The organism is Bifidobacterium asteroides (genome assembly GCF_019469425.1).
Classification (GTDB): Bacteria; Actinomycetota; Actinomycetes; order Actinomycetales; family Bifidobacteriaceae; genus Bombiscardovia; species Bombiscardovia asteroides_I.
Genome location: NZ_CP048272.1, coordinates 1,476,162 through 1,489,074, shown reverse-complemented (window position 1 = coordinate 1,489,074; position 12,913 = coordinate 1,476,162). Strand labels below are relative to the sequence as shown.

The 12,913-nt window shown below is 63.0% G+C and carries 10 protein-coding genes; 8 read left to right on the top strand and 2 right to left on the bottom strand.

Annotated features, from left to right (window positions below; translation table 11 throughout):
• Positions 1-31 precede the first annotated feature (31 nt).
• The 8 genes from GYM67_RS06080 (at position 32) to GYM67_RS06045 (ending at position 9,886) form a co-directional block, all read left to right on the top strand.
• On the top strand, positions 32-2,335 hold the full coding sequence (locus GYM67_RS06080) for a primosomal protein N' family DNA-binding protein (RefSeq protein ID WP_220236072.1): 2,304 nt from the start codon (positions 32-34) through the stop codon (positions 2,333-2,335).
• 100 nt (positions 2,336-2,435) lie between these two features.
• Positions 2,436-3,140 carry an HAD family hydrolase gene (locus GYM67_RS06075; protein ID WP_220236071.1) on the top strand — a complete coding sequence of 235 codons (705 nt, stop codon included), beginning with the start codon at positions 2,436-2,438 and terminating at the stop codon, positions 3,138-3,140.
• 45 nt (positions 3,141-3,185) lie between these two features.
• A complete protein-coding gene (fmt, locus tag GYM67_RS06070; protein ID WP_220236070.1) occupies positions 3,186-4,160 on the top strand; it encodes a methionyl-tRNA formyltransferase in 975 nt (324 codons plus the stop codon).
• Positions 4,161-4,230: 70 nt separating this feature from the next.
• A complete protein-coding gene (arc, locus tag GYM67_RS06065; RefSeq protein WP_220236069.1) occupies positions 4,231-5,793 on the top strand; it encodes a proteasome ATPase in 1,563 nt (520 codons plus the stop codon).
• Positions 5,790-7,295 (top strand): depupylase/deamidase Dop, encoded by a 1,506-nt coding sequence (gene dop, locus GYM67_RS06060; RefSeq protein ID WP_220236068.1) that lies wholly within the window; start codon positions 5,790-5,792, stop codon positions 7,293-7,295. The genes arc and dop overlap by 4 nt, the downstream gene beginning before the upstream one ends.
• Positions 7,296-7,387: 92 nt before the next feature.
• On the top strand, positions 7,388-8,224 hold the full coding sequence (locus tag GYM67_RS06055; protein ID WP_220236067.1) for an inositol monophosphatase family protein: 837 nt from the start codon (positions 7,388-7,390) through the stop codon (positions 8,222-8,224).
• A gap of 24 nt (positions 8,225-8,248) precedes the next feature.
• Positions 8,249-8,455, top strand: coding sequence for a ubiquitin-like protein Pup (locus GYM67_RS06050; protein ID WP_220236066.1), 207 nt, complete (start codon positions 8,249-8,251; stop codon positions 8,453-8,455).
• A 3-nt stretch (positions 8,456-8,458) separates the two neighbouring features.
• Positions 8,459-9,886 carry a proteasome accessory factor PafA2 family protein gene (locus GYM67_RS06045; RefSeq protein WP_220236065.1) on the top strand — a complete coding sequence of 476 codons (1,428 nt, stop codon included), beginning with the start codon at positions 8,459-8,461 and terminating at the stop codon, positions 9,884-9,886.
• 97 nt (positions 9,887-9,983) lie between these two features.
• Here GYM67_RS06045 and GYM67_RS06040 read toward each other — a convergent pair whose 3' ends face one another.
• Together GYM67_RS06040 and GYM67_RS06035 are read right to left on the bottom strand one after the other, a co-directional pair.
• Positions 9,984-10,271 carry an HU family DNA-binding protein gene (locus GYM67_RS06040; RefSeq protein ID WP_015022121.1) on the bottom strand — a complete coding sequence of 96 codons (288 nt, stop codon included), beginning with the start codon at positions 10,269-10,271 and terminating at the stop codon, positions 9,984-9,986.
• A gap of 169 nt (positions 10,272-10,440) precedes the next feature.
• Complete coding sequence (locus GYM67_RS06035; RefSeq protein WP_220236064.1) at positions 10,441-12,912, bottom strand: lysylphosphatidylglycerol synthase transmembrane domain-containing protein; 2,472 nt, start codon at positions 12,910-12,912, stop codon at positions 10,441-10,443.
• Position 12,913: the final 1 nt, after the last annotated feature.

Genomic DNA, 12,913 nt, shown 5'->3' with positions numbered 1-12,913 from the left:
TCTCTCAATGGTGAAAACGAGGGGAGGAGCCATGGATTCGCAGGACGTCAGTCAGCCCGCCCTGGACGGTCTTGCTCCGCGCCGTCGGTCGGGCAGCAGTCGGAAGAAACCTCCGCGCCGACCGGCCGATGAACTCCCTGTGGCACGGGTGGTGCTGGACGTGCAGGCGACTCACCTGGGCGGGACCTTCGATTACTTGGTGGATGCCGACCAGGACGATCATGCACAGCTGGGATGTCTGGTTCGCGTCCGGTTCGGGGCGCGCAGGGTCAACGGCATCATCTGGGAGCGCGTGGCAGACAGCCAGGTTCCCCGTGCCTCCTTGCGCTACCTGGAACGGGTGGTGCTGGATCATAGCCTGATTTCATCTTCCCTGCGCGCGGACATCACTGCTATCGCCAGAGCCTATGGGGGCACTGAGGCCAACATTCTGCGGCTGGCCCTGCCCCCTCGCGTAGCCCGCATCGACAAGGAGCAGCAACTGGTTCCCGGTCAGCCTCGTTTGGCGTCTGACCCCGCCTGGGTGGCTAGGCTGGCCCAGCGGCAGCAGAAGCTGAAGCAGGGGCTTGATCCGGGTTACCAGGGGTTGGAGAAACTGGATCAGTCGCTGGAAGAGGATGCTTTCGCTGCCTATCTGACTGACATTCTGCCCGGTATGGACCAGGCCGCACTGCTGGCTGCCAGGGTGCTGATAGGAGCCCTGCTGGCCGGACGGGCGGCGGTTATGGTGCTGCCGGGCGCCCGTCAGGTGGCGCACCTGTCGGCAGTCCTCCAGCAGTTGGGGTTGCATCCTTTTGGCCCTTCTGTGGTTGCAGGTCCTGGCCAACAGGAGGCCCGCGGCTGGTCTGGTGATTTCGCCATTCTGGACAGCGGCATGGCTCCTGCCGAGCGCTACAGAGCCTACCTTGCGCTGGCCTCTGGTCAGGTCCGCTGCGCCATCGGGCTGCGGGCTGCCATGTACGCCCCGGTGGAAGGTCCTGCCCTCTTCGCCCTGATGGACGATGCCAGCTATCAGTATGCCGACGGGATGATGCCCTATGCCAACGCCCGCGGAGTGCTGAGGTTGCGGGCGCGTGCCCACGGCGGCGTCTTCCTGGCCATGGCCCGTGCCAGAAGCGTGCGTTCCCACTGGGAGAGTCTGCCCGAGTCCACCGAGGCGGATTCTGGTGTGACTGGTCCAGGCACCGCCTTGACGATAGGCCGGTCTGCGGTGACGGCCCTGCTGCCCTGGATCCGCTGGCTGAACCGGGAGGAGCTGAGCCATCTGGCCGACCCGACCATGGGAGCTCGGGTTCCTCATACCGCCGTCGCTGTTATAAACAAAGCCTTGGAGCGTGGTCCGGTTCTGCTGTCCATCCCGCAGGACGGCATCTTCGAAAGTCTGAGTTGCGCTCGTTGCCACCATCAGGCTCGTTGCCCGCGCTGCACCGGGCCCCTGCGGGCAAGGCGGCCTGGCGCGCCACGATGCGCCTGGTGCGGGGCTGCAGCTACGGACTGGTCTTGCCCGGATTGTGGGGGTTCACGGCTTCAGGTGGTCAGGGTAGGCGCCGCTGGGACGGCCCAGGAGCTGCGCATGCTCTTCAGAAATGTGCCCATCGTCATCTCTTCGCCCAGCCAGCCCCGAGGTGTGGTCGAGCGTGTACAGGATCGTCCCAGTCTTGTCATCGCCACCCCAGGTGCCGAGCCCAGGGTGGTCGCTTCGAGCGTGGATGACGACAATAAGGACACCAGCGATTCGGATCTGCCCCGGCTGTCGCGAGGATACCGTGCCGTGGCCATTCTGGACGCCTGGACCAGTCTGTATGCCCCTGGTGTCGATGCGCGCATGGACACCCTGGGAGCCTGGATGCGTGTGGCCTCCTTCTGTCGCTCCCGGGCCCAGGGAGGTCAGGTGCTCTTGCTGGGGGAGTGCGATCCCCAGCTGGCCCAGGCGCTGATGACCTGGCAGGGGCCGGTGCTGGCCGCCGCCGATCTGCAGGACCGTCGGCTGACAGCCATGCCACCTGCGGTCGGCATGGCTGCAATCTGGGGCGAAAGGGAGGCTATCACTTGGATGCTGGACGCCGTCGGAATTACGCCGGGCCAGGAAGCTGCGACAGATGCTGGTACCGAGCCTGTTCCTGCCCTGCTTGGGCCTGTGCCCATACCCGCGCCCTCCACATTAAAGGGTGGCTATCTGGAGGGAACCCAGGATAGAGTCCGAGCCTTGGTTCGGGTGCCCACCAGCCAGCGGGACAAGCTGGCTGACGATCTCAAGCAGGCTCAGGCCAGGTACGTGGCCGGTCGCGGGCGAGGAGAGCTGCGTTTCCGGATGGATCCCAAGGACCTGACCTGATTGCCGCTCTGCTGTCTATGCACGGGGTCTATGCAGCGTGGTTTCATGAGGGGGCGCAGGCAGAGACGCATATGGACGGATTCAGGAAAGGCGGAGAGTCATGAAGGGATGGCCAGGGGAGATCCGGGTTGAGGCAGATGTGATCCAGGCCGAGCAAGCGGCGGCACAGGTTCAGGGTCAGCCCATCGAGCAGGTCATCTTCGACTTCGGCAACGTCCTGATCGGCTGGAAGCCCGAGATGGCCATGGTGGCCCGATACGGACGCAGGAGCATTGAGGCCATGCTGGATGACAGCCGTTCCGGCTTCTACCGGGCCAACAACATGATGGACGGTGGAGCCACCTGCGCCCAGGCCCGTGACTGGGTAGCCGACAACTGCGGGTCCCCTTGGGACGCTATGTTCGCCTATTACTGTGACCACTTTGTCGATTCGCTGACCGGCCCGGTACCTGGTGCCCGCATGCTGGTGGAGGACCTGAAGGCGGCAGGCTTAGGCGTCTGGGGGTTGACCAACTGGGGTGCTGAGCTCTTCCATCACGCCTGGGACGGCGACTCCTTCCTGCATAGGTTGGACGGAGTGGTGGTTTCCGGACCCGTCCATATGCGCAAGCCAGACCCGGCCATTTACCGTTATGCCCTGGATCGGTTCGGAATCCGGGCTGGCAGGACCCTCTTTGTGGATGACAAAGGTATGAATGTAGTCGGCGCCAACAAGGCTGGCATCCGCAGCCTGCGATTCAGCGACCCCTACGGACTGCGCACCGCCCTGATCAATGCAGGGGTGAACATCCCTCAGGTGCAGTGAAAGTGCAGAGGTCCACAGCCGTCAGATGAAAAGGAGATTGCCGATATGGTCATGACATTGCTGTTTGCGGGCACGCCTCAGGTCGCCCTGCCATCTCTGAGATTGCTGATGGCCGATCAGGAGCATTTCCGGGTTGCTGCCGTGCTCACCAGACCCGACGCTCCCCAGGGGCGCGGAAGGCATCTGCAGCCCAGTCCAGTCAAGGCTGAGGCTCTGAAGCTGGGGATTCCCGTTCTTGAGAACAACCCATCCGATCCGGATTTTCCAGCGCGGCTGCAGGATACAGGAGCCAGCTGCGCAGCTGTGGTGGCCTACGGGCGGATTCTGCGTCAGCCGGTCCTGGACGCCTTTGAGGGTGGCTGGTACAACCTGCACTTTTCCCTGCTGCCGCAGTGGCGGGGTGCGGCTCCAGTGCAACGAGCCATCTGGGCCGGGGATACCATTACCGGCGCCACGGTCTTCCGGCTGACGGCCGGCATGGATGAAGGCCCTATCCTGGCCCAGTCCACGGTCGAGATCGGGCCGCACGAAACCTCGGGCGAGCTGCTGGATCGCCTGGCTGAGGATGGATCCCGCCTGTTGGCTGCCAGTCTGGAGGCCCTTGCGGAAGGTCGGATTCGACCCAAGGAGCAGATGCAGGGCGCTTACCAGGTGGCCGCCAAGATCACCCACCAGGATGCCCACATGCGTTTCGATGTGCCCGTTTTTGCCTTGGACCGACAGGTCCGGGCCTGCAGTCCGGAACCGGGAGCTTGGTGTCTGTATCGGCAGGGCGATGATCAGCAGGACAAGCAGACAGGGCTGACCGTGCTCAGGGCGGCGCCAGCCCGAGGAGATGAGCCCGGTCTTCCCCCGCATCTGGAGCCGGGTCGGCTGGCCATGGACCGTCGTCACCTCTGGGTAGGCACCAAGACCCTGCCTTTGGAACTGCAGATGGTCAAGGCTGCTGGCAAGCGCGCCATGAAGGCTATGGACTGGGCCCGTGGCGCTCGGTTGCAAGACGGCGCCCGCTGCAGCTGAGCCCTCCGCCCGCTGGCTGTCCAGGCCATGCGCGGATTCTGGAGGTGAACGAAGGAGGGAAAAGGGAGCCATGCAGTTCGATGATGTTGAGCAATCTGACGATGCAAATGACCAGGACCGGGCCGGGGATCGGCGCAACCGGGCCTTGGCTGCGGCGCTGACCAGGGCTGCCAAGGAACTATCCAAGGCCAAGAGCCAGTTGGCTCAGCTGGGTCAACCGCCCTTGACCGTCGCTCTGGCCTTGGGCGTGGATTCCGTCGCCTATGACAGCCAGGGGGTGCAGCAGGCTCGTCTGCTGATTCTGAACGGTTCCAGGCGGATGGTGGTGCCTCTGGCGCCAGACATCCACGCTGAGCGGATCCGGGCCGGCCAGGAGGTTCTGCTCAACGCCGACATGGTGGTGGTGCGTGTGGGCGATCAGCCGGTGACCGGACAGGTCCGTACGCTGCGGGAGACCTTGGGATCCGGTGCCCTGCTGGTGGAAGACCCCTCCGGACAGACCAGCGTCGCTGCTCGTGCGGGTTCTCTGCAGGACCAGCCCATCGAGGCGGGCAGCGCCTTGCTCATGGACGAAAGCTGTTCAATGGCCCTGGCTGTCCTGCCTGAGTCGGACCAGGCCGACATGCTCTTGGAAGAAACTCCTGATGTGGACTTCTCGGATATTGGCGGTTTAGACAGGCAGATCGAGCGCATCCGGGATGCAGTCCAGCTGCCCTTCCAGCATGCTGATCTGATGCGCCGCTACGGGCTTCAAGCCCCCAAGGGCGTCCTGCTCTACGGGCCGCCCGGCAATGGCAAGACCATGATCGCCAAGGCCCTGGCCCGTGCCCTGGCCCAGGAGAGTGACGGCCACGGGGTCTTCCTGTCGGTCAAGGGCCCCGAGGTACTCAACAAGTTCGTGGGCGAGTCGGAGCGGCTGGTCCGCCGCCTGTTCGCCAGGGCCCGCAGCCTGGCAGGCCAGGGTGGACCGGTGGTGGTCTTCATCGACGAGATGGATTCCCTGTTGCGAACCCGAGGATCGGGCATCTCGTCAGATGTTGAAACCACCATCGTCCCTCAGTTCCTGACCGAGCTGGACGGTGTCGAGTCCCTGGACCAGGTCATGGTTATCGGTGCCTCCAACCGCATTGACATGATCGACCCGGCGGTTCTGCGTCCTGGTCGGCTGGATGTCAAGATCCGCATCGACCGGCCCGACAGGATCAGGTCGGCCGCCATCCTGGGCAAGTATCTGGGCTCCGACATGCCCATGGAGGAGGACGCCGGGCCGGAGAAGCTGATTCAGATACTGGTCGACGGACTCTTCGCTCGGGATGATGACCACCTGCTGGGCAAGATCGTGGATGCCACGGGCCGCTGGCAGCCCCTCTACCTGGAGTCTGTAGTCTCTGGCGCCATGCTGCATAACCTGGTTGATCGGGTCAAGACCATGGCGGTCAAGGCCTCCATCGAACAGGGTCGACAGGTGGGGCTTGGCCGCGGGCTCTGCATGAGGGCCGTCCGTGGGCAGTATGAGGACACTCTAGAGGAGCTCCGCGGCCAGGATCCGGACCGCTGGGCCGATCTGGCCGGACTCCGCCCAGGGCAGGTCCAGGAGGTTTACCCTGTAGACGGGCCAAGGAAGCGGTCATGAGTGCCGGGCGGGTTATGGGCACCGAGACGGAGTACGCCGTTGCCGATCCACAGGATCCCGGCGCTGATCCACGTACTTTGGCCCTGCGCCTGGTAAGGGCCGCTGCCCGGCCGGACTTGGCGCACATCCGCTGGGACTACGGGGGTGAGGACCCGGTCAATGATGCAAGGGGAGGTCGGCTGCCGCGTTCCGCTGCCGTTCCGAGCATGCTCACTGATGCGCCTGGCGCCCGACTGATCGATGTTGCAGCTCCCAATGGCGCTCGGATTTATGTGGATCATGCCCATCCTGAGTATGCCTCGGCGGAAACGGCGAATGCCTTCGATGCACTGGTCCAGGATCGCGCGGGCGATCGGATGATGGCCCAGGCCGCAGAAAGGGCCGGAGGCCTGGCTCTCTATAAAAACAATGTGGATGGCAAGGGTGCCGCCTGGGGATCCCATGAGAACTATCTGATGGACAGGGCGGTGCCCTTCGCCAGGGTGGCGGCCCTGATGACCATTCATTTCGTCACCCGGCAGATCTATACCGGTTCGGGCAGAGTGGGTCTGGGGCCTAGGAGCGAGCAGGCCGGCTTCCAGCTCAGCCAGCGCGCTGACTATCTGACCAGCCGGATCGGACTGCAGACCACCTTCGGGCGGCCTATTATCAATACCCGGGACGAGTCCCATGCTGGGCCAGGCAGCCGCCGCCTCCATGTGATTGTGGGCGATGCCAACCGGTTGGATACGCCCTTGGTCCTCAAACTGGGGTCGACCGATCTGCTGCTGACGCTCTTGGAGTCCGAGGGCGATTCGACCAGTCTGGTCGATGAACTGCTGGATCGCTGGACGCTGGATGATCCAGTGTCGGCCCTGCACACGGTTTCCCGTGATGTAACTCTGACCAAGCCTCTGGCCCTGGCAAACGGAGGATTTGCCGATGCACTGACCATTCAAAAGGCACTGCTGGATGCGACCAGACAGGCCAGACGGGATGCCGACCGGCCAGGTTGTGCCGACGACCGGGTTCTAAACCTCTGGGATCAGGTGCTCGAGGATCTGGCTCTGGTGCGTTCGGGCGACAACGATGCCCGTCTGGCCATGCATGACCAGGCAGGCAGGTTGGAATGGCTTCTCAAGTGGCAGCTCTTGGAGCGTCTGCGCCGTCGACGGTTCATATCCGACTGGTCGGATCCCCGTCTGGCGGCCCTGGATCTGGCCTGGGCACGGGTGGATCCTGGCCGCGACCTGCTCTGGCGACTCAGTGGATCCGTTCTGCGGCTGGCCAACTCGGACCAGGTTGTCAGGGCTATGGACCAAGGGCCGGAGCAGACTCGGGCCTGGTGCCGTTCCCAGCTGCTTCACCGTTGTCCTGATGCGGTCAGGGCTGTTTCCTGGAGTCGTGTCATTCTTGAGGGGCAGGGGCCGGAGGGAGAGTCCGAGACCAAAGTTGTGGATCTGTCCGATCCGCTGAGTCACACACGGTCTTCCTGCCGGGATGGCCGCGGCATATACTGCTGATAGCGCAGAAACAGTCCGGTATCCGACCAAATGACCACCGGTGGGCCACGGTCGCAATGCCTTGACCACCCGTTTGAAAAGAGAAGAGAAGTATGGAATTGCGCGATTTGGCCATGCAGGTCGCCACCATTGCTGTGGAGGCCGGCCGTCATGCCCTTCAGGACCAGATCAATCCCCACGATCCCCGCTCCACCTCAACCATCGGCCAGGGTACCCAGTTCTCGCCGGGCATTGACACGCGCCTGATCCGCTACTGCCGGACCAAGATCGCTGCCTTGGACCCCATGGATGGCTTCTGGGAGGAGGAGGCCGGCAACCGTCGTCCGGGCGGCCGCTACTGGTGCCTGGGCCACATTGACGGTCCGGTCAACTATGTGCGCAACATGGCCGAATGGACGCTGACCATCTCCTTGTTCGCCGTGGACGAGAAGGGCCACGCTTCACCTGTCCTGGGCATCGTGCATGCCCCGGTCCTGGGCCTGACCTATCTTGCCGCCAAAGGCCAGGGTGCCATCAGGATCCGACGGACCATCGTGGGTGACAAGCGAGAGAAGATCATACCTTCCACGATGGCCACCCTGACCGGATCAGTGATCAGCTTCGGCATGTCTTACTTCCCCAACGAGTCCGAAAAGGTCCTGCAGATCGTCTCGCGCATGGCTGGCAAGCCTGCCGACATCAAGCGCGTCGGTCCGGTCTCGCTGGACCTGTGCCGGGTGGCGGACGGCAGCTACGACGCCTACTTCGAACCGGCCCTGCACTCCTGGGACATCCCTGCCGTCTCTGCGGCGGCTGTCGTGGTCCGGGAGGCCAAGGGCACCCTCTGGCGCTGGGACGGCGGACACGTGCGCTGGGAGGGCAGCAACGACGTGGTGGCCACCAACGGACTCATCGCCAAGGATTTGAACACGTATCTGAGCGGGCGCTGATCCGCGCCGGGAAGGAGAGCGAAGATGGCTGAGGCATCCCACCAGCAGGGACGGCGCGTGGCAGCTGGGCGGCAGCAGGAGCAGGAAGAGGATCTGCCGCAGACTGGGGCACGAGAGCAGAACCAGATGGCAGGGTCCGATCTGGATGCCGTCCTGGATGACATCGAGACCACCTTGGAGACCAACGCCAAGGAGTATGTGCGGGGCTTCGTCCAGAAGGGCGGCCAGTGATCCATGGCGGAAGGGCAGGGGGCTGACTCGGACTTTCACAGAATATTCGGCATCGAGACCGAGTATGGACTGAGCCTGACCGGCGCCAGTGCCCCCTACGCCGCCGGCAGGGTGGCCATGGCTATGTTCCGCCCTCTCATTGAGAGGCATGGGTCAACCAACATCTATCTGTCCAATGGCGCCCGACTCTACCTGGATGTGGGCTCCCACCCGGAGTATGCCACTGCGGAAGCCCGTGACCCGCTGACAGCCCTGACACAGGTGCTGGCCGGGGAGCAGATCATGATCGCCCTTGCGGATCGCGCCGGGAGGTTCTTGGCGGGGAATCTGGACAGGCCCGTGAAGGTTCACGTCTTTGCCAACAATGTGGATGCCCAGGGGCATGCCTTCGGCTGTCATGAAAACTATCTGCTTGACCGGCGAGTCCCCTTGGACATGGTTGGCGCCTGCCTGGTCCCCTTCTTGGTCACCCGGCAGCTGATCACCGGGGCAGGTCGTCTGAGTCCCGATGGGTTCCAGCTCAGCCAGCGGGCCGATTTTCTGGATGAGGCGGTCTCCTCGGCCACCACCCGTGCCCGTCCCATGGTCAACACCCGTGACGAGCCTCTGGCCGATCCCGAACGATGGCGGCGTCTGCATGTAATTGTAGGCGATACCAACCGGTCGCCGCTGGCCACTTGGTTCAAGATGACCAGCACCCACCTGGTCCTGAACCTGATTGAGCAAGCCTGCCGCCAGGGCCGACGGCCAGACCTGGCTGACTGGGCCCTGGCTGATCCCGGTGCAGCCGTCCGAGCCGTCAGCCGAGATCGGACCGGCCGGGTCACCCTGGAACTGCAGGATTCCATGAAGGCTGGCGGCATCAGCGCTCTGGGCCTGCAAAATGCCTATTGGCTGGCATGCGAGGCCTTAATCGACCAGCAGGAGGATATAGGCATCGACCGGTCACAGGCTTTGCGTGTCCTGCAGCTTTGGAGGGCGGCCTTGGATGCCCTGGATGCTGGGCGTTGGCAGGATCTGGCTGACTGGGTGGACTGGGCTGCCAAGCTGCGCCTTCTCCAGGGCCTGAGCCGACGAGGCGCCGGACGGGATCTGGAAGAGGCGCTGGACCTGGACTATCACGACCTGAGCGCGGGGAGATCCTTCCCCGGTCTGGTCAGGCATGGGCTCATGCGCTCGCCGGTCGACGACTCCGAGGTGCAGCGCGCTATGGACCAAGCTCCAGAGGATACCAGGGCCCGTCTGCGTGGCGACTTTGTCCGTGTGGCGGACCGGGGAACGCGCACATGGTTATGCGACTGGAGCCATCTGGTCCTGGGCGGTTCTCACCGGGTCGAGGTGACCCTGCCTGACCCCTTCGACCATTTGGGCTCACCCCGATACCAATCTCTGATGGACTTTCTGAGTGGTGTCACAAAGCCAAGTGCCTAAGACCGGTTTGCACTGCTGATCATCCGTAAGATCTCACTATAAAAAAAGAGCCCCGGCATCCGTAGATGGATGCAGGGGCCCTTGTAAAAGGCTGGTTTCACTTCTTGTTGGTGACGGCCTTCTTCAGCAGCGAGCCGGCTGAGATGCGCACGCCATAGCTGGCCGGGATCTTGATAGTCTCACCGGTGCGGGGGTTGCGTCCGGTGCGGGCGGCACGCTTGACACGCTCGGCCGAGAACAGACCGGTCAGCTTCAGACCCTCACCGGACTTCATGGCCTCGACGAAGACATCCTGGAAGGCGTTGACGGCAGCTTCCGCCTGAGCCTTGGTCAGGTTGGACTTCTGCGCAATCTTCGAAACGAGATCAGACTTGTTGTATGCCATAGAACATCCTTCTTTCGGGGGCCTCCCATTGCTTGATTTTGGGAAAACCCAACGGTCAATGAATGATATTACCGCAGATTTGGCTCAAACACCGCATTTTCCGGGGGTTTCCGACATTTCATCAAGCGTTTTTTGAGGTTCTCGGGATTGGGGCTGCCCAAAGGGCTCTTCAGATGCGGTTGTGGTTGCTCAGCCAGTGCATTGCCAGGGCTCCCAGAGGAATGCGCAGCCAGTAGGTGGCCACCCGGAAGACCAGAGTCGCTGAGATGGCCACGCCCGAGGGAACGCCAGCCAGGCGGAAGGCAGAGAAAAGTACCGCCTCTATGGCCCCCAGGCCACCGGGGGTGGGGACAGCAGAGCCTAGAGTGTTGGCCAGGAGGAAGACGAAGGTGGTCTCGAAGACGTTGGTTCGACAACCGAAGGCCATCAGGGCGGCCCAGAAACTCATGCCCAGGGCGGCTGACTGCAGCACGGCCCCAAGCACGGCCACCACCAGTTGCCTGGGCTGGGTCAGAATCTCTACAAGGTGGCGCGCGTAGGAGGTCACGATGGGCATTAGCCGTTCCATAACCAGTCGCCGTGTGTAAGGCACGGCCATGATCAGGGCTGCGACAATGGCCACCGTTCCGATGACGATGACCAGGGTGTTGGTGGGGATCATCCCGGATAGGGTGTTGCGTCCAGTGAACAGGCCAATGACGATCAGCAGGCAGAAAGTGGTCGCGAACTGGACGGCAACAACGGCGCTCATGATGGCCGTGGCCATGGTGTTGTCATAACCGTCCCGCCGTAGGAACTGCAGGTTGACGAAGGCCGGCCCCACCCCGGCGGGCATAGAGACCGAGGTGAACGAGGATGCGACCTGGGATAGGAAAATGCCCTTGAAGTTGCGCTTGGACGGGTCGATGAAGACCCCCAGGGTGATGGCGCAGCCCACCCAGGACAGCGACCCCAGCAGGAAGGAGAGTCCGGCCATCCAAGGGTTGGCGTTGCGGACGGCGCTGATGACCTGGGGCAGGTTGAACTGGGTGATGATGACCGCCACAGCCACCACCAAAAGGGCAAGGGCCATGAAGCTGCGCAGACTGAATCGGGAAAGGGTCACCTGGCCAGTCTCTGCCACCGACTCAGGTGGAGCCATGGCCCGCAGCTGTTTGCGCAAGTCGGTTAGAATCTGCCGATCCCAACCAGCCAGGGCCTGGGTTTGTGAGGGAATGGCTACCATCTGGCAGAAGGGCGACAGTCCAGCCAGGGTCTGGACACCCCAGGAGGCACGGGCGGCCTCGATGGCTTGATCTACACCAATCATCGTGGCAATAAGGGCGAGAAGCTGGATTCGGTCCAGGGCGATGTTGGCCTGGGAACTGGCGCTGTCGCCATTCTCCCAACCGGCGATGACCAGGGAGCCTGACTGGTCTACGGCTAGGGTCTCCGGGCGGATGCGGCGATGCGTGAAGCCGCGCTCGTTGGCCTGGCGAAGGTAGTCCATCAGCTGCTTGGCCCTGTCCGTGTTCAGACTCCCAGGTTCCAGGGACCGAAGGTGGACGTCATCCTCCAAGACCAGAATTGAGGATTCCGCGCTCTCCGCCAAGCCATAGGGGTGCAGGGCAGTCAGCCCGAGATCCCGCAATTCAGCCAACATGGCCATGTGATGTTGCATGGAGTTTCTGACTGACCTGTCTCTGCGCATGGACACTCCGGACAGTTTGATCCACTGCCAGAGCTGCATCAGATAGCCCACAGTGTGCAACTGGCCGTCCATGACTGACACCGTGTAAGTGTGGCCATCCCTGTCGCGGGCCCTGTAGATGCGGGATGCTTCGATGAGGTCGTCGGCGAGGGCGGGCAGGGGCTGGCCATCGGCGTCCAGAGTCGGATCCTGACGTTCCAGGCTGGCGGCGTGGATGCCGATGGAGGCTATGGCCTGTACCACTCCCTGTCCCCAGGCGCCCTTGTTCTGCGTGCCCGCCAGGTATCGGACAACCATGCCCATGATCCGTCCCAGGATCAGCGAGACCAGAACCCCGCTGGCCGAATTGGAGGATATGGCGACCATGATGACGGCCACAATGTAGAGAGCGTTCCATCCCCATTTAACCGAGCTGCGCAAGCGACGGGGTCCTGCTGCGCTCAGGAAGGCAGCCAGACCGGCATAGAAGTCAGGCAGAAGGACGGGCGACCCTATGGCGTTCTGGGAGCTGAATGAGGCAATCAAGGTCGGGTTGCCCGCCTTCAGAATCAGGTTGGAGGTCAGCATGACCAACCCGAACCCTAAGAACATGGCTAGGGGGGCGGTGATGGCCTGGATCCATTCTCTGTTGATTAGCAGGTGGACAATCACGGCCAGGACCACGGTCACGGTCACTGCCTGCTGAAGGAAGGCGGTAGGTACGTCCATGAGCCAGTCCATGGCATTTCCGGCCTGACGCATGTCCGACTCGACCCCGGCTGCTATGCCCTTCAGATAGACAGCTGCCAGGGTGACCAGGATCCCTAGGATCAGAGCCGCCAGGGCTCGAAGCAGGTCCTCGGCGTCGTGGACTCGTTGTGGCGGGGTATCCCTGATGACGACCTGATCTGGCTTAACGGGATCGGCGGAATCAGTGTCCTCGGGGGTAATGGTCGACTGGGACGGGGTCATG

Excerpts from the sequence above, each read along its gene's own strand:
- GYM67_RS06045 (WP_220236065.1), top strand. The coding sequence starts at position 8,459 with ATGGCGGAAGGGCAGGGGGCTGACTCGGACTTTCACAGAATATTCGGC.
- GYM67_RS06040 (WP_015022121.1), bottom strand. The coding sequence starts at position 10,271 with ATGGCATACAACAAGTCTGATCTCGTTTCGAAGATTGCGCAGAAGTCC.
- dop (WP_220236068.1), top strand. The coding sequence starts at position 5,790 with ATGAGTGCCGGGCGGGTTATGGGCACCGAGACGGAGTACGCCGTTGCC.
- fmt (WP_220236070.1), top strand. The coding sequence starts at position 3,186 with ATGGTCATGACATTGCTGTTTGCGGGCACGCCTCAGGTCGCCCTGCCA.
- arc (WP_220236069.1), top strand. The coding sequence starts at position 4,231 with ATGCAGTTCGATGATGTTGAGCAATCTGACGATGCAAATGACCAGGAC.
- GYM67_RS06035 (WP_220236064.1), bottom strand. The coding sequence starts at position 12,912 with ATGACCCCGTCCCAGTCGACCATTACCCCCGAGGACACTGATTCCGCC.
- GYM67_RS06055 (WP_220236067.1), top strand. The coding sequence starts at position 7,388 with ATGGAATTGCGCGATTTGGCCATGCAGGTCGCCACCATTGCTGTGGAG.
- GYM67_RS06075 (WP_220236071.1), top strand. The coding sequence starts at position 2,436 with ATGAAGGGATGGCCAGGGGAGATCCGGGTTGAGGCAGATGTGATCCAG.
- GYM67_RS06050 (WP_220236066.1), top strand. The coding sequence starts at position 8,249 with ATGGCTGAGGCATCCCACCAGCAGGGACGGCGCGTGGCAGCTGGGCGG.
- GYM67_RS06080 (WP_220236072.1), top strand. The coding sequence starts at position 32 with ATGGATTCGCAGGACGTCAGTCAGCCCGCCCTGGACGGTCTTGCTCCG.